Annotated in this window: 15 protein-coding genes; all 15 read left to right on the forward strand. The window is 38.2% G+C overall.

All coding sequences use genetic code 11. From position 1 onward, the window contains the following. The first annotated feature begins 314 nt into the window (after positions 1–314). The 15 genes from AC4MRQ_RS14015 to AC4MRQ_RS14085 all read left to right on the forward strand — a co-directional run bounded on the left by AC4MRQ_RS14015 (position 315) and on the right by AC4MRQ_RS14085 (position 21010). Positions 315–491, forward strand: coding sequence for a restriction endonuclease (locus tag AC4MRQ_RS14015; protein ID WP_491198313.1), 177 nt, complete (start codon positions 315–317; stop codon positions 489–491). Between the two features lie 61 nt (positions 492–552). Continuing rightward, the gene (locus AC4MRQ_RS14020; RefSeq protein ID WP_491198314.1) at positions 553–909 is read left to right on the forward strand and encodes a hypothetical protein; all 357 of its coding nucleotides are present in this window, start codon (positions 553–555) and stop codon (positions 907–909) included. A gap of 3 nt (positions 910–912) precedes the next feature. Beyond that, complete coding sequence (locus tag AC4MRQ_RS14025; protein WP_491198315.1) at positions 913–2499, forward strand: type I restriction-modification system subunit M; 1587 nt, start codon at positions 913–915, stop codon at positions 2497–2499. After that, positions 2489–3724, forward strand: a complete 1236-nt coding sequence (locus tag AC4MRQ_RS14030) for a restriction endonuclease subunit S (RefSeq protein WP_491198316.1) — start codon at positions 2489–2491, stop codon at positions 3722–3724. The genes AC4MRQ_RS14025 and AC4MRQ_RS14030 overlap by 11 nt, the downstream gene beginning before the upstream one ends. Then, a complete protein-coding gene (locus AC4MRQ_RS14035) occupies positions 3724–5751 on the forward strand; it encodes an FRG domain-containing protein (RefSeq protein ID WP_491198317.1) in 2028 nt (675 codons plus the stop codon). Before AC4MRQ_RS14030 ends, AC4MRQ_RS14035 begins: the two co-directional genes overlap by 1 nt. After that, on the forward strand, positions 5752–8643 hold the full coding sequence (locus AC4MRQ_RS14040) for a type I restriction endonuclease subunit R (protein WP_491198318.1): 2892 nt from the start codon (positions 5752–5754) through the stop codon (positions 8641–8643). 146 nt (positions 8644–8789) lie between these two features. Then, the gene (locus tag AC4MRQ_RS14045; RefSeq protein ID WP_491198319.1) at positions 8790–9479 is read left to right on the forward strand and encodes a hypothetical protein; all 690 of its coding nucleotides are present in this window, start codon (positions 8790–8792) and stop codon (positions 9477–9479) included. A gap of 1 nt (position 9480) precedes the next feature. After that, positions 9481–9621 (forward strand): hypothetical protein, encoded by a 141-nt coding sequence (locus AC4MRQ_RS14050; RefSeq protein ID WP_491198320.1) that lies wholly within the window; start codon positions 9481–9483, stop codon positions 9619–9621. A gap of 177 nt (positions 9622–9798) precedes the next feature. Continuing rightward, the gene (locus tag AC4MRQ_RS14055; RefSeq protein WP_491198321.1) at positions 9799–10389 is read left to right on the forward strand and encodes an RNA polymerase sigma factor; all 591 of its coding nucleotides are present in this window, start codon (positions 9799–9801) and stop codon (positions 10387–10389) included. Between the two features lie 154 nt (positions 10390–10543). Further along, positions 10544–11515 carry a FecR family protein gene (locus AC4MRQ_RS14060; protein WP_491198322.1) on the forward strand — a complete coding sequence of 324 codons (972 nt, stop codon included), beginning with the start codon at positions 10544–10546 and terminating at the stop codon, positions 11513–11515. A 118-nt stretch (positions 11516–11633) separates the two neighbouring features. Beyond that, the gene (locus tag AC4MRQ_RS14065) at positions 11634–15023 is read left to right on the forward strand and encodes a TonB-dependent receptor (protein WP_491198323.1); all 3390 of its coding nucleotides are present in this window, start codon (positions 11634–11636) and stop codon (positions 15021–15023) included. 19 nt (positions 15024–15042) lie between these two features. Next, a complete protein-coding gene (locus AC4MRQ_RS14070) occupies positions 15043–16755 on the forward strand; it encodes a RagB/SusD family nutrient uptake outer membrane protein (protein WP_491198324.1) in 1713 nt (570 codons plus the stop codon). Between the two features lie 325 nt (positions 16756–17080). Continuing rightward, positions 17081–18235 carry a hypothetical protein gene (locus tag AC4MRQ_RS14075; protein WP_491198325.1) on the forward strand — a complete coding sequence of 385 codons (1155 nt, stop codon included), beginning with the start codon at positions 17081–17083 and terminating at the stop codon, positions 18233–18235. Between the two features lie 92 nt (positions 18236–18327). Next, the gene (locus tag AC4MRQ_RS14080; RefSeq protein ID WP_491198326.1) at positions 18328–19458 is read left to right on the forward strand and encodes a hypothetical protein; all 1131 of its coding nucleotides are present in this window, start codon (positions 18328–18330) and stop codon (positions 19456–19458) included. Between the two features lie 115 nt (positions 19459–19573). Further along, positions 19574–21010, forward strand: a complete 1437-nt coding sequence (locus tag AC4MRQ_RS14085; protein WP_491198327.1) for a sulfatase family protein — start codon at positions 19574–19576, stop codon at positions 21008–21010. The last annotated feature ends 135 nt before the right edge of the window (positions 21011–21145 follow it).

Below are 21145 nucleotides of genomic sequence, written 5' to 3' on the forward strand. Positions count from 1 at the left end.
GAAGTGCTTTTATATGTTTCGGAAGTGCTAATGTGTGATTAGGAATAGCTTTTATGTGATTAAAAACGGCTTTTAAGAGAATTTGCATTGCTTTGATCGTACTTGGGGCGCCTTAGTTGGTTCAGGAAGTACTTTTAAGCCTTTGGGTGATGCCCTTAGCTGTTTTGGAATGGCTTTTATAACAATTAGATTGGCTTTGGTGTGTTTGGGGTGTTTTTGCCTGATTGATTATCTTGTTAATAATTATTCCGGCTGATTATGTATAATGTGTATGAGAAATACTACTTTTAGATGCCTAAATTAAAAACATGCATATGACCATATCCAAATTTTCAAAGTCAGTGTTTGAATACTGCCGCAATATTGATCGTACTATTATCCTGATTAACGGGCAGCAACTGGCTCAGCTGATGATTGAATATAATGTGGGCATCTCGCCTAAAAAGACATATGTGGTAAAAGAAGTGGATTCGGATTATTTTGAGAGTTAGAATAAGGTAGAAATGTGCAGTTAATATCTGTAGAGCATTAATTGAACCAAGGAAAGAGAAGATGACTATAATTAAAGGTAACAATAGAATTTATAATGTGTTGGGTATTGAAAAGGATCGTAAAACAATTGAAACCTTCTTAAAAGACTGTATTTATGATTGGTGTAAGCATTATGGTGAAAAAGAGTTTGCTGCCAGAGACTTGGTTGGTGGTGATAACTGGGACTGGAATGGAACGCCCTTGCAAGCACTCTATGATAAATACAAGAAGGCTGGTAAGTCGCATGGCGATGCTTTCGATGCTGCTGCTAAGGATGCAGGTAAGCTCTTAAAAAAGGTAATTGAAGAAGATACACGCAATTTTATTAGTATTGATGGATATACAAAATCTTACCGATGGGTAAAAGAAACTAAATAACATATGTCCGAAGACCAGAAGAAACAACTCGAAGCACAGCTTTGGGGAATAGCAAACTTATTAAGAGGAAAGATTAGTGCAGACGATTATCGGGACTACATTCTCGGTTTTATCTTTTATAAGTACCTGAGTGAAAAGCAATATCTCTACGCCAATAGATTACTGGAAGGCGAAGAAGTAACCGATTATAAAAAAGTAACTGACCCCGAAACTTTAGAAGCCATTAAAGAAGAGTCGCTTTTAAAACTGGGCTACTTTTTACAACCTAAAGAGTTGTTTTCTGAATTGGCTGCCAAAGGCAATGCCGACACCGAAAGCAACTACATTATAGAAGACCTTCAGGCCGTGATGAACCATATTGAGCAAAGCACAATGGGTACTGAGTCAGAAGAAGATTTTAATGCACTGTTCGAAGACCTTGACTTAACTTCTACCAAAATAGGCCGTACAGTACGTGCACGTAACGAAGTCATTGTAAAAATCCTAAACCACTTAGAAAAAATCGACTTCAAACTCGAAGAGATAGACTCCGATGTATTGGGCGATGCATACGAATACCTCATTGGTAAATTTGCTGCAGGAGCTGGTAAGTCAGCCGGTGAGTTTTATACACCTCAACAGGTTAGTAAAATATTGGCAAAGATTGTAACCACTGGCAAAACTAAGTTAAAGTCTGTATATGATCCAACCTGCGGGTCAGGTTCTTTATTGTTACGTGTTGTACGTGAGGTAAGCGATGTTAGTGAGTTTTACGGTCAGGAATTAAACCGCACCACTTATAACCTGGCGCGTATGAATATGATTTTGCACGATGTCCACTTTCGTGAGTTCAATATTCAACAGGAAGATACTTTGGAGAATCCGCAACATATCGATAAACGTTTTGAGGCAGTTGTCGCTAATCCTCCATTCTCAGCCCATTGGAAAAGCGATGCCAACCCATTAAACAACACCGACGAGCGCTTTAGTCAATATGGTAAGCTGGCGCCCAGAACCAAGGCCGACTATGCCTTTATACAGCACATGATACACCAGTTGGCCGATAACGGCACCATGGCCACCGTACTACCACATGGTGTTTTATTCCGGGGAGCGGCCGAAGGTATTATTCGCAAGTATTTAATTGAAGACAGAAACTACCTGGATTCAGTTATTGGTTTGCCAGCCAATATCTTTTACGGCACATCCATACCAACCTGCATTTTGGTATTTAAGAAGTGTAGAGAGGTCGATGACAATGTAGTGTTCATTGATGCCAGTGGTGATGACCATTACATTAAAAATGGCAACCAAAACGAGCTACGCGATGAAGATGTAGAGTTAATTATCAACACTTATCGAGAGAGAAAGGAAGTGGATAAATACTGCCACATTGCCACACTACAGGAAATAACCGATAACGACTACAACCTGAATATCCCGCGTTATGTCGATTCTTTTGAAGAGGAAGAAGATATAGATTTACAAGAAGTTGCAAAGCGCTTGATAGATTACGATAACGACCTGGAAGAAGTAAACAATGAGGTTATCGGCTTTTGCAACGAACTAAGCATTGTTCCACCTTTTAAAGTTAACGAAGATGGAAAATAATTTAATGCCATCATTAAGGTTTCCAATATATAAACAGGATAAGTGGTTAAATTATCGCCTTGATGAATTAGTCAAGAAGAAAATATCATACGGTATAGTCCAAGCTGGGAAGCACGTTCCCGATGGTATGCCATATATAAAAAGTCAAGACTTAAATTCGGAATTAAAGGTCGAAGCATTACAGCGAACATCTAAAGAAATTGCTAAAAAATATGAACGCTCGGAAGTTAAGCCTGGAGATATTGTCTTTTCCTTAAGAGGTAATATTGGTTTGACTAAAATAGTACCTGAATCAATTAAAGTAGCAAACCTAACACAGGGTACTGCACGTCTTTCGATAGACAATAATAATTCAAATGTTTTTGTACATTTTGCATTGCAAAATAGGAAATGCTTAAAGAGGATAATTGCTGTTTCAAAAGGGAGTACTTTTCAGGAAATTTCTTTGTTTGACTTAAGAAAAGTAAAATTAAACCTTCCTTCTCTCCCCGAACAAACAAAAATTGCCAACTTCCTCACCGCAGTTGATAAACGCATTAACCTGCTCCAAAAAAAGAAAACCGAATTAGAACAATACAAAAAGGGTATAATGCAAAAACTCATTTCACAAGCCATTCGCTTTAAAGATGATGATGGGAATGATTTTCCGGATTGGGAGAAGAAGAAGTTGGCAGAAGTATTATTTGAGCACAAATTGAAAAATAAGGGAAACAAATTCAATGAAGTATTCTCTGTATCAAAAGAGAAAGGTGTAATTAATCAGATTGAACACCTAGGTCGTTCATATTCTGCCGATTCTATTGAGCATTATAAGTTGATTGAGCCCAACGATATAACTTATACTAAAAGTCCTACAAGTGATTTCCCATATGGAATAATAAAACAAAATCAGACAGGAAGGACTGGTGTTCTCTCTCCTTTATATGGTGTATTTCGACCTCAAACTCCTTGGTTAGGAACAATTATTCATGAATATTTTCTTTCTTGGGTTAATACATTCAACTATCTCAACCCAATAGTACATAAGGGCGCAAAAAATACACTGAACATTAATAATGATGTATTTTTAAATGGTGCCAAATTATTACTTCCAATTGATATAAGGGAACAAAAGAAAATCGCAAATTTCTTTTTATCCATTGATAAATCTATTAATAAGTTGGGCAATCAAATAGAAGAGTCGAAACTTTTTAAACAAGGTCTATTGCAAAAAATGTTTGTATAATGGTTACATATAATCAAATAAGGAAATTAATAGAAGTAGAGTTTGAAAAGTTTATTTCAAAGCTAATCAACAATGGAGGTTCTCCACGGAAGTACTTCTATTGGTCACTTGATTTTTTTGAGGATGTAGCCCAGCTTTCTTTTCAACATTACTATTTATCTGCAAGACAAAAAGAGAATATTTCTATCTATGGTGAGCACTATTTTGATAGTTCGGAAGTGCAAGTAAGTATTAATAAAAGCTCCATTCGTAACGAAATTTCACTCCGTCATTACCACAAACTATTTGACAAAACCAATAAAGCAGGGCAGGAAGCTAGATTTGACTATATTAAAGAGTATATTTTACTTGAACTATTAAGGAGTTATAAACTTGATTTAGACGCAGAATATGTGCATTATAAATTTGAATCATCTCCAGATAATACAGAAAAGGTAAAGAAAAAAAATGAAGAGTTTAAGTATATTTCAGAAGTTGTAAAAAAGCAGGAAGTTAATTTTTTAATAACCTATATTACTTATCTACTCAACTATTCTAAAAAACCGAATCTACATGCATTAAGAAACTACATAAAATATGACTTAACCAACCAAGGGGCAGCATTATTAAAAAAACTGGACGAATTTGACAGGGAGTATATATTTGATTCAAAAACAGGTAAAGAAATTAAACAGACAAAATTAAATCTCAATCCTAATTTACGAAATAAGATTGAAGGTCTTTATATTCTGAAAAACGAAGAGTCTAAAATTCATTTTGTTTTCTCTTGTGAAGGAGGTGAAGGAAAGGAAGAGTTAAGAGAATTGCTGGATATTATGGGTGGTAAAGATGATGCGAATCATTTATACAGAGGTCAGGCAAACTCATCTTGGGCTTTGGACGCAAGCATTACCCGTGAACCTAAATATCTACACAATGAGTCCCAATTGTATTACGATATTCTCTCTTTAAAACCAGATGCCTTCAAGGAGGATCATAGTGTTTACGAAAGGTTAATTACCATGCAGCATTATGGCATGCCAACGCGCTTACTTGATGTTTCAAGAAATCCACTAGTAGCAATTTTTTTTGCATGCAATAATATGGAATGTGCTAATCAAGACGGAACCGTATTTACCTTTTCTCCGTCTAAAGAGAGCTTTCTAAATTTTGAAAATAAGAAATTAAGATGCCTGGTTAAGATTGTTGAAAACGAGGATAAATCAGAAATTTGTAATAACTGCTATACAAAATCAGAATGCCCCAAAGGTGTCGTATTTTCCGAGAATTCAGAATTGCCGGACTTTTTCTCAAAAAATTGGTTTGTAAAAGGAGTTGCTAAAAACCAAAGAATTAATAACCAAAGTGGTGATTTTATTTTTGTTGGCCTTAATGGAAGTCAAAAAGAACTGACATATTTTCCTCAAAAAACAATTATAATTGATTCGGACTCTAAAAGGGTGCTTCTGGAACAATTGGAAACTCTAAATATACATGGCGGTTCAGTATATCCTGATATTACTCACATGAGTAATTATATAAAAAAGAAATTTGAGAAGCTTGATACTCCGAATAATTTACAATCGAATGATATAGAGAAGCACAACGAAGATATTCAAAACATAGATTCAGGAGAATATAAGAAACAAAGTTCTGGAAGTTGGTTTCAAAAAGAATTATTGAATCCTTCAAAATCAGCTTCTGAAGAATTTAAAGATATATTCCAGCAAATTTTTAGAAGTGAAGAGCAAGCTCCTACTGAACCTGTTCAACTTATTAGTACATTTGAACCAAATGATTTCTGGAATGAAAAACGTATCAAGAAGCTAGAAAAATTTGCTAAATCTGAGAATCTAAATGCAACTGCATTGATGAGAGTTTTGGATGATTACTATTTCTCACAAAAAGTACCACTTAGGGATGAAGTTTTACAAACTATGAATTCGGTACCAGCATTAAAAGAACGCGGCATTATTATCGATGAACTAACACGTAAAATAATTAAACTAAGTGAAGACATTAACTATCTTCACTTTAAAAATAAATAAATGACAACCCAACCTGAACAAGTACTGGAAAACAACCTGGTAGTACAATTAATAAAGTTAGGCTATAAAAATGTTGTCATTCACAATGAAAGTGACCTATTGGCCAACCTAAAGTCACAATTAGAAGTTCACAATAAAACAGAGCTATCTGATAATGACTTTAAACAAATACTTAACTACATCAATAAAGGTAATGTATTTGAACGGGCCAGGATTTTGCGTGACCGGGTTCCTTACACTAACGATAAAGGTGAAACAAAAACCATTGAGCTAATCAATCAAATCCACTGGTGTCAAAACCAGTTCCAGGTCACACAGCAGGTAACCATTGTAGGTAAATACAAAAACCGTTACGATGTTACTATTTTAATCAACGGGCTGCCACTGGTACAGATTGAACTAAAACGCCGTGGTCTGGAGCTAAAGGAAGCCTTTAACCAAACCAACCGTTATGAGCGGCATTCTTATTGGGCAGGACAAGGTTTATTTCAGTTCATCCAGATTTTTGTCATTAGCAATGGGGTCAACACCAAATATTACGCCAACAGTCCCTTAAAAGCCCGCTCCTTTAAACAAACCTTTTACTGGAGCGATGTCAACAACCAGCTCATCACCCAGCTGGTCGATTTTACAAATGTATTTCTGGAGCCTTGTCACATCTCTAAGATGATATGTAAATACATTGTCATTCACGAGTCCGACAAGATTTTGATGGTGCTACGTCCCTATCAGTTTTATGCCGTGGAGGCCATCATTGAACGGGTGCAAACCACCACCAAATTTGGCTACATCTGGCACACCACCGGTTCGGGTAAAACACTCACCTCCTTTAAAACAGCGCAGATACTCACCAACTACCCAAAGGTGCACAAGGTTGTGTTTGTAGTCGACCGTAAAGACCTTGATTACCAAACCACCAAGGAGTTTAACGCCTTTAGCAAAGGTAGCATCGATGGCACCAATAACACCAATACTCTGGTAAAGCAAATGACGGGTGACAATAAGTTGATTGTAACCACCATTCAAAAACTAAATACCGCCATCTGCAAAAAGCGTTACCTGTCCAAAATGGAAACACAAAAGGACAAACGCATTGTGTTCATCTTCGACGAGTGTCACCGTTCACAGTTTGGAAAAACGCACGGCGACATTAAAAACTTCTTTACCAAATGCCAGATGTTTGGTTTTACCGGCACGCCTATTTTCGAAAAAAATGCGGGAACCAACGAATTTGGTAAGCGAACAACCAAGATGCTGTTTGATAAAAAGCTGCATCAATACGTCATTACTGATGCCATCCGCGATGAAAATGTATTAAAGTTCTCGGTAGAGTACATCAGAACCTTTAAAAAGAAGGATGAAATCTTTGATATTAATGTCGAAGCCATTGATAAGGCAGAGGTGATGAATGCACCGCAACGCCTCAATAACATTGTAAATTACATCATCAATAATCACAAACGTAAAACGCACAACAGAGAGTTCACAAGTATTTTTGCAGTTTCTCAGGTAGAACACGAAACAGGATTTACACCAGTAGTTGAATACTACAAGTTATTCCAACAGAAAAGAGAACAGGGCCTACATAATTTGAATGTGGCTACTATATTTTCCTATAAAGCTAATGAGGATGATAAAGATGCCCTGGGTAATTTCATCGATGATGAGTTCCTCGACGATATGGATGACAATCCATGCATAGCAGCCGAACCAAAAGCAAAGTACAACACACAATATACCAGAGACCATCTGGAAAGTTTTATCCAGGATTACAACAAACAATTTAAAACCAACTTTACAACCAAAGACAGTAAGAGTTTTTACAACTATTACAACGATGTGGCCAAACGCGTTAAACAAAAACAGATTGATGTATTGCTGGTGGTCAACATGTTCTTAACCGGCTTTGATAGCAAAACCCTGAATACGCTCTATGTCGATAAGAACCTTAAATATCATGGTTTGATACAGGCCTATTCGCGTACCAATCGTATTTTAAACGAGTTAAAATCACAGGGTAACATCATATCATTCCGTAACCTAAAAAAAGCTACGGATGATGCCATTTCACTGTTTTCAAATATTAATGCCAAAGATGAAATCATTATGCAGCCATACGAAGAGTATGTAGCTAAATTCAACATGGCATTTATTGAACTGCTCAAAATTGCACCAACCGTTAATAGTGTCAATGATTTGCAGGATGAGGAAAAAGAATTGGAGTTCATTAAAGCATTCCGCGAACTGATGCGTCTCAAAAATGTACTGGCCACATTTACGGAATTTAAGTTTGATGACCTGTCAATGCCCGAACAGAGCTTTGAAGATTATAAGAGCAAGTACCTCGACTTATACGATAAGGCTAAATCAGCCCATCAAAAGGAGCAGGTATCCATCTTGGGTGATATCGATTTTGAGTTGGAGCTCATTCACCGCGATGAAATAAACGTCGCCTATATACTTAAGTTGCTGGCCAAATTGAAAGATGCACCAGAAGAAGAACAACAGAAGCAAAAGCAGTCCATTCTTGAAATCATGACTGGCGATGCGAAAATGCGTAGTAAACGGGAATTAATTGAGCGCTTTATACTGGAGAACCTGCCTCTAATTGAAGATTCGGATGATATACAGGATGAATTTGAGAGTTACTGGAGTAAAGAACGCCTGTTGGCTATCGAAAAACTAAGTCAGGAAGAAAATTTGGATGCAGAAAAGCTACAGGAAGTAATTGGTAATTATATGTTTACAGAAAAGAAACCGCTCCGTGATGATATTATCGGAATGATGAACAATAGACCATCACTAAGGGAACGTAAAACAGTAGCTGAACGTGTTACTTCTAAGATAATAGGCTTTGTTGAAACATTTATTAATGGGGTATCAAGGCCGTAAAAATGGTTTTGACTATTGTATAACCCCGAATATAGCCAAGAAGCCATTGATTTGGTACTAAAACAAGCAGAGGTGTTGGCAAATGGCTGGAGCGAGGAGTAGAGCTAAAGATAAAAGTAATTCTTAATAGCAAAAACAAATTTGGCATGAGCACTTTAGTAAATAACTCATTATTATTGCTAAAAATGATTCTTCTTTTCATTGTTTTGTGCCTATTGGGGTGTTCACCCAAAACATCAAAATATTTAGGTTTAGCATGGGAGCAAAGTTTAAGTGTTTTTGGAGAAAAAGATCTTGATCATTACCCCAACAGAGTACCGCGCTCCGATACAAGGTTTCAGTTTGATCAGCAACGAAGATCCAAGATAAAAAGAAGTGATAGTTGTTTCTATGTTAGTGAAGCCGTTTTTATATGTAAATACAAAGACCAGAAATATCAGGCAATTAAAAGAAAATACAATGAACTTCAGCAAATTGATGCAAGTGATAACAAATTGGTTTATATATTTACTTACTCGGATCAAATGCGGAAAGGATACGCGTATTTTTCTCAATTTGTAAACCCGCTTATTTATGATTACTCAGATAGTCAAACTGAAATTACTGATGGAATACCGGTTCCATTAATAGATATCAATGATTATTATGACTTGAATCACGAAGATGTTAAAGGATTCACCCATGTTGTAATTGATTCTCAATCAGGTGAACCGGATTTTAATATTCATCTATACGAAGCAGAATATTTACCAGATCAATGGAAACACGGGTTTTCAAAGGGGATTAGCTTCCATGATAAAATGAATATAGTAGCTTATTGGTTTATTGCCTGGTGAAATGGGAATATTTAAACGTCATATCTTTTCAACAATAACGCTTGCAGCTTATGGCTATTTATGGGGATATTTTATCAATTGGTTTACTTCTGGTAAGGCTTGTTATCCACATTCTTGTGGTGCAGCCAATGCAGGGTGTTAATTTTTACACTTTTTATATCCTTCTTCAGTAGTTTAGTATTTGGCGTCATGAGTGTACCCAATCTTGTTATTTGATATCATAGGCTTATAACGTCAATGTAAATGTTGCAGAAAAATCATATATTGCAGGCAACCTTTGAGAGTCGTTTTTTTGAATATTTAGCAAACAAAAATCTTCATGATTAAGTCTGACCTTATTATGAAATTGCGTGCAGGTGACGAAAGTGCCTATGCAGAATTATTTAAGGTTACTTATCCCAGATTGATCAGTTATTGTAAGTTATTTGTGTCTGATGAAAACATTTCTGATGATTTGGTTCAGGATTGTTTTTTGAAGTTATGGAGCCAGCGTCGCGAATTAAAACCTGACAAATCAGTTGAAAGTCTTCTTTTTGTAATGCTTCGCAACCGCTGCCTGAATTATTTACGCGATCAAAAGATGGTTCATCAGGCGAAGCTTTTTGATGACGAAAATTGGAACGATATTCAGCACCTGTTTCAAATTGATTTTTTAGGCAAGGAGGAAGAAGCGCTTGAAAGTTTGTTGATCGAAGCACTTAAAAAAGCAATTGATGAGTTGCCTCACAAAAGAAGGGAAGTTTTTGTGAGATGTAAGGTTTATGGTGAAAAGCAAAAGGAAGTTGCCAAGGAACTTGGATTATCTATAAAAACTGTGGAAAAGCACATACGTTTAGCTAAGGATGAGTTGTTCAATAAACTGAAAATTCAATCTATCATGCTCATTATATACTATTATCTTCATTATTAGCAGGTCAGGAAGTGTTTTGTTTGTAACAATTCCTCCTGTCAACCTCTATTATTTTACTCCTTTTAATTTTTTTCTTCTTCCAGGGTAGGGTTTTTATAAATCCTGTGTACTCCTTATATAGTTGCAGGAATAAACACCTGTAGAATCAGATCGTATGAAGAAATTATTAAATAAATACTTTGATGGCATTGCCAGTAGTTCGGATCAAAAAGAATTACTTGAATGGGTAAGAGGAGAAAAGGGTTTGAGTGAGTTTCAGGAGGCAAAACAAAAATGGGTAAATGAGACTCAAAAATCCCCAATGAACCTTGGAGTTGCTTATAAGTGGTCGAAGCTTCAGGCAAAATTAAATCAACAGTCACTTATTGAACGAATGCAAAAGAGGTATACTTTATTGAAGTATGCTGCGGTTGCATTATTGTTGATAAGTTTATCTACCTCTTATTTTCTAATAAATAAGTCAGATATACCAAGAATTACAACTGCCAGTATTACGACAGATAACGGGCAGGTATCTAAATTGGCTCTACCAGATGGATCAGAAGTCTGGATCAATTCGGATTCAGAATTGACTTATAACAATCAATTTGGAATTAATAACCGGGATTTACAACTGAAAGGAGAGGCCTTTTTTAAAGTTGCTAAAAACAAGGATTTACCGTTTCAGGTAAAAAGTAGTGAGCTTACAATTACTGCATTGGGTACAGAGTTTTGTGTATCCAACTATAAAGAAACAGGGAAAATAGAGGTCATACTGGAAGAGGGAGCGGTTAAAATTAATTCAGCTTATGACGATGACCTGGAGCTACATCTCGCCCAAAGTGAAAAAGCCAGTTATAATGTGAATTCCAAATGGATACAAAAAGAAAGAGTTAATTGCAAGCACTATACTTCCTGGAGAAATGGAATTATCCATTTTAATCAATCAACTATGGAAGAGATGGTTTTCAGATTGGAAAAAAGATATAATCAAAAATTTAAGTTGGATGACGATGTCAGAAACCTTCATTTTAATCTTACTATTTCTAATGAAGACCTGAGCGATGTATTAACGATCATTGAAGAAATATCGAACGTGGAAACACATAGTAAAGGTGATATTATCCACTTTAAACTAAAACAATAATCAAAAGGAGCCTGATTAGCTAAAAAGAAAAAAACAGGAAAGTATGCCAGTACTTTCCTGAGGTAAAACCGCCATTGAAACATGGCATTCTTATAACCTTTTTATGAATTACAAAATTATGAAAAAAATCTTTAAGGTAGGGATTAAGCATCCTACTTTTAAAAACAGAAAATTATTCTTGATCAAGGGATTAGTATTAACTCTTTTTTTGATAAGCTCACTGATGACTTCAGCCCAGGAGGACAGCCGGTCTGGCAAACTGACGCTGAATATTCAAGAAACCTCGATACATGAGATTTTAGAGGTCATTGAAACACGAAGTGATTATCGGTTTGCCTATAATCTGGAATCAATTAACCTTGAAAAAAAGGTGTCTTTGAATGTAAAGGAAAAAGACATAGATACCGTATTGGAGAAGTTACTTGAAAAGACAGGTATCTCATATAAAATCGTAGATAAACACATCCTTCTTACTCCACAGAAGCAGGATAAATCAGAACAACCTTCGAGAACGATAAGCGGAAAAGTAACGGCAACCGATGGAGAGCCTCTTCCGGGTGTTACGGTAGTCGTCAAAGGGACTTCTGTAGGCACTGTAACTGATATTGATGGGAACTATTTGTTGAATTTACCGGATGGTGCAAGTGCTTTTATGTTTTCATTCATTGGTTTCAATACGCAGGAGGTACTTTACAATGGGCGCGAATCTATCGATGTTGTACTTGTTGAGGAGGTCATGCAGATTAGAGAGGTTGTAGCTGTTGGATATGGTACACAATTGAAAACAAAAGTAACCAGTGCCATATCAACGGTGGATAACGAAATATTGGAAAAAAGACCGGTATCAACAGTTCAGGAAGCTCTGGTAGGGGCAGCACCCGGACTTATTATTACGCAAGAATCCGGTCGCCCCGGAGATACACCAAACCTCAATATCCGCGGAACCAGCACTATTGGAAGTTCTTCAGGAGTTTTGGTGTTGATCGATGGAATAGAAGGAAGTATATCTGATGTTGATCCTACGATGGTAGAAAATATTTCGATCCTGAAAGATGCTTCTGCAGCTGCAATATACGGAGCACGTGCAGCCAATGGGGTGATGCTGATCAAAACAAAGAGGGGCAAAAAGTCTAAGAAAGCTGTAGTGAATTACCAATTTAATTTGGGTATTCAAAGTCCAACGGACCTTCCTGAATTGGTGAATTCTGTTGAGTATATGGAAATGAAAAATCGTGCATTGGGATACGAAGGATCTCTTCCTCAATTTAGTGATGCAGTAATTGAGATGGCACGTAACGGAGAATTGGCCGAAACGAGCTGGCCTGATGAGCTATATGACAATGCAGTTATGACTTCTCATTCATTAAATTTATCGGGAGGAACTAAAAAAACATCTTACTACTTAGGACTTGGAGCCTTGCAACAGGATGGTATTGTTGCAGGTGGCGATGATTATAAACGATATAATATAAGGGTAAAAGTAGAAACTGACGTGAACGATTGGCTTTCGGTTGGTACAAATACTTCATGGACTAATCGTATACAAGACCAGGTTCCTGTTGCAACAGGTCAGGTGTATCGGGGAGCTCCATTTTTCCCGGTAGCCCTTGATGATGGAACCTATGTGGTCGGACTTGGCGGTGATTCAACAAATCCTCTCATAATGTCTGAGGCTGGATCTTATGATCTGACTGAAAGAGATGTAATCGAAACTCAGCTTTACGCAAATATCACTTTAGCAAAAGGCTTGAAGTTCGAAGAGAAAGTAACTTTCCAGAGAAGGCATATCAATTCTGAATCCTGGCGGGATGCTACCAATTATGTAACAATGGATATTGATGATTCTGGTTACACAGACATCATTCCTGTCCAGGCGAATTCAACTGACAGAACTTTGTCTTTTGTGTCGACAAAAAATATGAGAATGACGACTCAATCCTTCTTGCGATACAAGCTGGAGACAGGAAATCATTTCATTAAAACTTTATTGGGACTCCAAACTGAAGAAAACACGAATGAGAGTTTTAGAGCAGGAACCCAGGATTTCCTGAATGGTTCATTACAAAATCTGGGTTTGGGAGCTATAGCAGATCCAAGCATAGGCGGTGGATTAGGAAGCAATTCATCTGCCAGCGAATGGGCAATTGTTTCGTTATTGGGACGATTGAACTACGATTATAAGATGAAATACATGTTGGAGTTTAGCTTTCGTTACGATGGTACCTCCCGTTTTGGCGAAGGTAAAAAATGGGGATTCTTCCCTTCTGTATCATTGGGGTGGAATATGAAGAGAGAGAACTTTCTAAAGGATGTGGATTTTATAAGTATGCTGAAACTTCGCGGATCATGGGGACAACTTGGTGATGCATTTAAAGTAGGCAACTATGAAACCTATCAGACTGTGAATAAAAATTCTGGTTACGTTTGGCCAAATGGCACACAGCCTGGACTGGTAACAGGTAGTTCAGCTAATCCTGTTATTACCTGGGAGACAGCAACGGTTAAAAACATTGGTGCGGATGCAAGCCTGTGGAAAGGAAAACTTGGTATTCAAACGGAATATTTTATCAACAACCGTACAGATATTTTAGGAAGACCTGATGTGGCCAAAGAGTTTGGATTGGAAGCTCCTGCACAGAATGTACGCGACGTGAAAAGCTGGGGATGGGAAGTAAGTGTATCGCATAAGAATAACATAGGTAAGTTGGGATACGAGATCATGCTGAATTTATCTGATCAAAACAATGAGGTTACTGATTTGGGATCAACCAGTGCAGATATCGGTAACACCATCATTGACAAAGGATATGCCATTAATTCGCGATATGGATATCGCGCTGACGGCTTGATTACTTCTGAAGAGGATTTGGCCAATTACCTTAATTCAGTTCAACTGGATGGCCCACTTTCTCCCTATGTAGGCTCGGTTAAATTAAAAGATATAAGTGGCCCCAATGGTGTTCCCGATGGAATTATTGATGCACAATATGATCGTGAAGTAATTAACGATAATCAAAACCATTACAATGTTGGAGGGAGAATTGCACTTTCTTACGGAGGATTTGTCTTAAGTGCCGTTTTTGACGGGGTATTAGACAGGCAGGTATATTTCGGAGGGAACTTTTCTACGGTTGCTTTTAAAAGTGGAATTAGTACGCCTTTTGCGTTCCAAAGGGACAGTTTTGATCCTGAAAATCCTGATGCTATGGCTGCTCTTCCAATTATCACATCAGGACATGTAAACTACGACTATTCTGATTATTGGTTAAGGGATGCCAGCTATATCCGGATGAAGAATATCAGCTTATCTTATGCTTTTAATAAATCGTTGGTTAACAGGATTGGCTTCATAAAAGGAATGTCAATGTATACGTCTGTCGAAAATGCGTTTCTGATCTGGAACAACTACTTTGCCGAAGACTACGGATGGGATCCTCAATTGGGAGCCGGTGCTGCCGATTATCCACTGGCACGAACCATTTCTTTCGGATTAAACTTAACATTCTAAAAAACTTAAGAAGAACGTTATGAAACTCAAAATATTAGTTATCCAAGTACTATTTGCATTCTTATTTGCCGGATGTGAAGATTATCTTACCCGCATACCAGAAGATAGCTACTCCGAAGGTAGTGTATGGAAAACAGAAGCTGATCTTCGATTTGCCTTGAACGGACTCTATCGTCAACTGCCGCATCCCGGAAGTAACAATTTTGGCTTTCCATATAAAAGCGAAATTATCTACCAGCTATTTACCGAAGATGGTTGGGACAGAGCAAGTGGTGGAGCCATAAGGTTTGCGAATATAGATTTTAATTCCTCTGCAATTGTAATTGGACATGAATGGGATCGTTACAGTTTAATAAGGGATTGTAATGAGTTCATTACCCGTGCGCCAATGGCTGAAATAGATGAAGATTTAAAACAACGTTTTATTGCCGAGGCTCGTTTTATAAGGGCAATGAATTATGCCCGACTGAATTTCCTGTTTGGTGCAGTTCCATTGGTAACAGAACCAACAGCCCCCGATTTCTTTCCCAAAAGAGCCACACGTGAGAAAGTATTCGAGTTTGTAAAGCAGGAATTTTCTGAAATTGCTCTTATTTTACCGGAACAATATTCAGGTAACGACATTGGCCGTATTACCCAAGGTGCCGCATTAGCTTTTAAAGCAAGACATTTGCTAAATGCCATTGATTGGCATACCAATACCAATGAATTGTATATGGAGGCGCGTGAAGCCTGTGAATCGGTTTATGGTAGTGGAGTGTATAGCCTGGATCAGGGAGTTGAAGGATACAGAAAATTATTTACTTCGGAATCAGAACACGGGAATTCAAATGAAGCCATTTTAACATCAAACTTTGATCCGGAAACCAGGACTCATACATATAATCGATGTGTGGTGCCGAAAGGAGCTTTTGGTGGTACTAATAAAAACAGTACTTACCTGGGTGTTACTAACCGTTTGATTGAAGCTTTTCAAATGGCAAATGGAAAGGATGTGCATGATCCTGAATCCGGATACGATAATGCTAATCCATGGGATAGTAGAGACCCAAGATTGGATATTACAGTCCTGCGGGCCGGTGAAGAGATCCCTGCGAAAAGCAGTATCGATGGGATTACTCCAACATATATCTTTGATCCGCATCCCAAGATTAAACCTCCGGGGGGAGTCACTACAGATGATGTCAATAAACCTACAAATCCAACCGGATATAATATTTGGAAGTATGTTGACTTTGATGTGGTTTCCTCAATAGAGTGCCATGTCGATTACAAGGTAATGCGTTTCGCCGAAGTGATTTTGATGTATGCCGAAGCCCTGTTGGGAGAGACTGGCAATATCGCTCCTGCCATGCAGTTGGTTGATGAAGTTCGGACAAGAGTTAACATGCCGGATGTTGAAACTTCTTATGGAGCTGTAGCAAGCGTTGATGAAGCTTTAAACATCATTCTGAACGAGCGCAGGTTTGAACTGGCCACCGAAGGACCTCAACGATTTTTTGACGTCCGCCGTCACCGTTTGGGTGAACAGGTGTTTGCAGACCCCAATGTATATGGTATTCCACTTGGACCGGACCGGGTGCCGGATAAAAATGTACTAGAGGGAGATCTGGACAACAGTGTTAAAAACCTTTGCGGGCAAAAGCTGTTTAATCCGGATACCTATTATTTGTGGCCTGTACCGCAATCAGCAATTGACGTCAATCCGAATTTGATGGAAGATCCTGAATAGAGTATTTAATCTCTGTGTTCTTTATACAATAGTGTTTTAAAGAACACAGAGATCATAGTATATCTGCTTGATTTAGTTCAGCTTTCAAATTATTGTTATAGGGAAATTGAGTACAGAACCATTTCTGTGTTCTGGTAAACGTATGCCCTGTTATCTGCCAAAATCTCCCTTGTTTATAAGGAGGTACAGTATTGAAATCGTTTCATAGAGGATATTTACAGGATTAATATCCTGAATCTTACTGATGAATTTATTGCCAGATATGCAGGAGCAGTGAGTCTGATTAGTTAAGATTTTCAACATTATACTTAAAAAAACAAACACAATGAAACAGAGAAGTATATTGATGGCCTTTTTTGTAGTATTTTTAGTCTGGTCCTGTTCTGATAGTTCGGATAGTCCGGTCGTTGAAGAACCAGAAACGAAAGAACCAACCGAAGAATATGATACCTGGACAGGATTGCAAATTGTCATGTTTACTCCTTCGGATGTGGAATTGCCGGCTGATTATAAAGAGCGAATGCAGGAGGTGACTGAGTATTCCGACTGGTTCTTTAAAAAATGGATGAACCACTGGGGGTACAATTGTGAAAATCCGTTGAAAATACAGAAGGATGCGGACGGCTATCCGGTCATGTGGAGAATCAAAGGGAAGTACACGCAAAGTAGTGGGAAATACGATGAACTCGGGTATGCCAAGTCGGAAGTAATACCTGAAGCAATTAATAAATATGGAATTCCAGAGAAAAACCAAACCTGGTGGGTAATCAGTTATCCTGGACCATCGTCCAAAGCTTACCGGGGAGGCGGAGATTTTCAGGGAGGAACCGCTTCTGCCAATTTTACCCCCAATACCGGTTCAATTATTGAGCCCGGGGATGACAATCTGGCTGCTGGAACAGCTGTCGAGTTTAAATTGAAAGCTGTCATTCACGAGTTGACACATGCATTGGGATTAGGTCATATTGGTCCGCTGGAGATGGATAATCTGGGAAACTCATTGATGGGGCCTACGATTAAATCATATCACAAAAATTACCCGGATGATGACAGGGTTTACCTGACCAAAGCTTCGGCAGCTATGTTATGGAAACATCCCCTTTTTGATGGGAATTATGACCACGTGAATACCGTTCCAACCATACAGATGACCGACTTTCAGGCATCTTATGATGATCAAACGAATGTCCTTCAACTCTCCGGTAAATTGGCTTCGAATTATGCCGCTCACAGTGTTGTGATTGCAAATGACACGAATGGTGACAAACCGGATTATTGGCGAAAAACTTTTGTAGGAGAGGTGGCAGATGACGGGACTTTTACCTGCGACATATTTGAACTGAATAAGGCTTCAGGGAAATTAGTTATTGCCTTCTGCTTTGATAATGGTGCTATTTCAGGAGTAACAGGAAAACTTGGTCTTGGAAAAGGAATCGAAAAGACCTACACATTTGAGAACGGAACCTATCTTTTTAATTAAGCAATAAAGTAAATATAACTAAAACATCAAGCAATATACTTTTTGCAAACTATTGCTGATAAGTGTTTTGCATGAATGAAAAATAATAAGCAATGAAAAATATTAGAAAACTATTGGGGCTTGTCCTGCTATTATCGGCTATATCAGTACAAGCATCAAATAAAGGAACAGAAACAAAGGAGAATTTACCAAATCAGGAGATGAAATTACGTATGGTACTTTTTGTTCCCGCTGACAAGGAGTTTCCTGAAGGATATATGGAACGATACAAGGAGATTGCAGACTATTCGGAAGCTTTCTTCGCGAAATGGATGAACTATTGGGGATATCCCTGTGAAAATCCGTTGAGAATAGAACGTGACAATAAGGGGTACCCCATTGTTATGACTGTGAAAGGGAAGTACAATTACGATCATCCGTCCTACAAAAAATTGTCTGAAATCAAGAATGAGGTAATTGAGCAGGCAAAAAATGAATTTGATGAGCCTGCGGAAAATCTGGTTTGGTGGATATTAAATTATCCCAAACGTAAACGTGGTAGCCGTGGGGGAGGAAATGTGCAAGACGGAGGAACTTGTTTTGCCAATTACAACGAAGGCCAAGGGAAAATAAATGTAACTGATGATTTAGGAGCAGGATTTCTGGAGAAAATAAAATTGAAATCCCTGATTCACGAACTGACGCACGCTTTGGGGCTTGGCCATATCGGTCCCCGGGAAACTTTAGACCTTGGAAATTCACTTATGGGTCCGGTAAACAAAGCGTATAAGCGAGTTTTCAATGATGATAGTCGGGTCTACCTAAGTAATGCTGCTGCTGCTATCCTCTGGAAACATCCTCTGTTTAGTGGGAATGGAGAAGATCGAATGATAACTCCTGAGGTTCAACTGAATAAATACAGTGTGAAATTTGACGAAAAAAAGAAACAGTTCATTGTTGAAGGTCAACTGAATTCCAATTTTGCAGCTCATAGTGTCGTGATTTCCAACGCCTCGAAAGGTGATCCTTCTGCTTACTGGCATAAGGCCTTTGTAGGAAAAGTAAAGTCCAATGGTTCTTTCCGCTGCCTTGTAGCCGACCTGAAAGAGGCAGATGGAGAGTTGGTCATCGGCTTTTGTTTCAACAACGGTGCAATCACCGGAGATGGAGAAAAACTCGGTCTGAACAAAAGTGGAATCAGAAAGCCATATCGTTTTAGTGAAAATAAATACTTGTTCGAATAGCAATAAGACCTGCAATCCTGCTCGACAGGAGTGCAGCCACACTGTCGCCTGTATCCGGATAAAAAGAATGGAAGTAGTTGTTTGATGGTGGGAAAAACTTTATAGAAAAGAAAATATGAATCGAAGAAGAAGTGCACTAATAAGTGTTGGGATTGCTGCGATGGTTTTGTCTGTAACAGCAAGTTGCGTCAATAAAACTGGTGTACCGAAGGATAAGAATTGGAATGTATTGTTGATTACTGCCGATGATTTGAACTGGAATTCAGTTGGAGCATATGGTTGTGAGGTTGAGAATATTACCCCCAATATTGACAACTTGGCTCAAAAAGGAATGAGATTTTCCAATGCGCATGTAAGCGTTGCAGTATGTCAACCCTCGCGTGGAGCTATAGCAACCGGTTTATATCCTCACAATAGTGGTATTGAAGGCTTTTATCACACGAAAAAGCAGATACCCACTATTATCAACACTTTAAATGAGGCAGGATATCTAACCGGGGTAATAGGTAAAAGAGAACATTCAACCCCAAGGGAAGATACACCGTGGGATGTAGCCCTTGATATGGAGCACACAGGAATGGGACGTAACAAAGATAGCTATTACCGTGAAGTGAGAAATTTCATTCGGCGATCTAAAGAAGAGGGAAGGCCATTTTATTTGATGGCCAACTCACGTGATCCGCATCGTCCATTTGCTGGCAGTGACCAGGAAAAAACGAAATGGCCTGACATAAATATCTCCCCCCCTTCAAGAACTTATCGAACAGATGAAGTTTCTGTTCCTGACTTTCTCCCGGATCTTCCTCAAGTGAGGTTAGAGATTTCCGAGTACTATAGTTCAGTAAAACGTCTTGATGATACGGTAGGTAAAATTATGCAGACCTTGAAAGAAGAAGGCGTGGAGAACAATACACTGGTCATGTTTTTATCGGATAACGGAATGGCATTACCTTTTGCAAAGACCAACTGTTACCTGCACAGCACCAAAACACCATGGATTGTATGGTGGCCGGGAGAAGTGCAAGGAGGGCTGGTTGATTCGGAACACTTTATTTCGGGGATTGATTTCTTTCCAACAATATTGGATGCGTTGGGGATGGATATTCCGGAGGGATTGGACGGAAAATCATTTCTTCCATTGTTGAAAGGCAATAAGCAGGAAAACAGGGAGGTGGTTTACACCCAGTTTTATGAAACCAAACCAGGAAAGAAATTTCCCATGCGATGTGTACAGGATCAACGATTTGGATATATCTATAATTTTTGGTCTGACGGGGAAACGGTTTTTCGGAACGAGTCGCAATCGGGCAGAACATTCAAAGCCATGAACAAGGCGGCTCAGGAAAATACCCGAATAAAGGAGAGGGTCAAGCTATTTAAATACAGGGTGAAAGAAGAGTTTTATGATTTCCGGAACGATCCGGATGCCCTCAACAATTTAATAGATGATCCGAAATACCAGGAGGAGATTAAAAAGAAACGGAAAGCACTTGCAGATTGGATGAAAGAGACAAATGATCCTCTGTTGGATCATTATCTGAGCATGGATTAATTCGTTGGTGTACTACCAAAACCGACAAATGAGCTATACAAACAGTTTCTTTTGACCTTATTCTGCGTTAAAAAAGATGCGACGTAGAACAACTATGCCTTACTTTTTTGCCTTGAAACGTCCATGATTAAATAA

The sequence above is a fragment of the Carboxylicivirga sp. genome (genome assembly GCF_982718395.1).

Excerpts from the sequence above, each read along its gene's own strand:
- AC4MRQ_RS14015 (WP_491198313.1), top strand. The coding sequence starts at position 315 with ATGACCATATCCAAATTTTCAAAGTCAGTGTTTGAATACTGCCGCAAT.
- AC4MRQ_RS14020 (WP_491198314.1), top strand. The coding sequence starts at position 553 with ATGACTATAATTAAAGGTAACAATAGAATTTATAATGTGTTGGGTATT.
- AC4MRQ_RS14025 (WP_491198315.1), top strand. The coding sequence starts at position 913 with ATGTCCGAAGACCAGAAGAAACAACTCGAAGCACAGCTTTGGGGAATA.
- AC4MRQ_RS14030 (WP_491198316.1), top strand. The coding sequence starts at position 2,489 with ATGGAAAATAATTTAATGCCATCATTAAGGTTTCCAATATATAAACAG.
- AC4MRQ_RS14035 (WP_491198317.1), top strand. The coding sequence starts at position 3,724 with ATGGTTACATATAATCAAATAAGGAAATTAATAGAAGTAGAGTTTGAA.
- AC4MRQ_RS14040 (WP_491198318.1), top strand. The coding sequence starts at position 5,752 with ATGACAACCCAACCTGAACAAGTACTGGAAAACAACCTGGTAGTACAA.
- AC4MRQ_RS14045 (WP_491198319.1), top strand. The coding sequence starts at position 8,790 with ATGAGCACTTTAGTAAATAACTCATTATTATTGCTAAAAATGATTCTT.
- AC4MRQ_RS14050 (WP_491198320.1), top strand. The coding sequence starts at position 9,481 with ATGGGAATATTTAAACGTCATATCTTTTCAACAATAACGCTTGCAGCT.
- AC4MRQ_RS14055 (WP_491198321.1), top strand. The coding sequence starts at position 9,799 with ATGATTAAGTCTGACCTTATTATGAAATTGCGTGCAGGTGACGAAAGT.
- AC4MRQ_RS14060 (WP_491198322.1), top strand. The coding sequence starts at position 10,544 with ATGAAGAAATTATTAAATAAATACTTTGATGGCATTGCCAGTAGTTCG.
- AC4MRQ_RS14065 (WP_491198323.1), top strand. The coding sequence starts at position 11,634 with ATGAAAAAAATCTTTAAGGTAGGGATTAAGCATCCTACTTTTAAAAAC.
- AC4MRQ_RS14070 (WP_491198324.1), top strand. The coding sequence starts at position 15,043 with ATGAAACTCAAAATATTAGTTATCCAAGTACTATTTGCATTCTTATTT.
- AC4MRQ_RS14075 (WP_491198325.1), top strand. The coding sequence starts at position 17,081 with ATGAAACAGAGAAGTATATTGATGGCCTTTTTTGTAGTATTTTTAGTC.
- AC4MRQ_RS14080 (WP_491198326.1), top strand. The coding sequence starts at position 18,328 with ATGAAAAATATTAGAAAACTATTGGGGCTTGTCCTGCTATTATCGGCT.
- AC4MRQ_RS14085 (WP_491198327.1), top strand. The coding sequence starts at position 19,574 with ATGAATCGAAGAAGAAGTGCACTAATAAGTGTTGGGATTGCTGCGATG.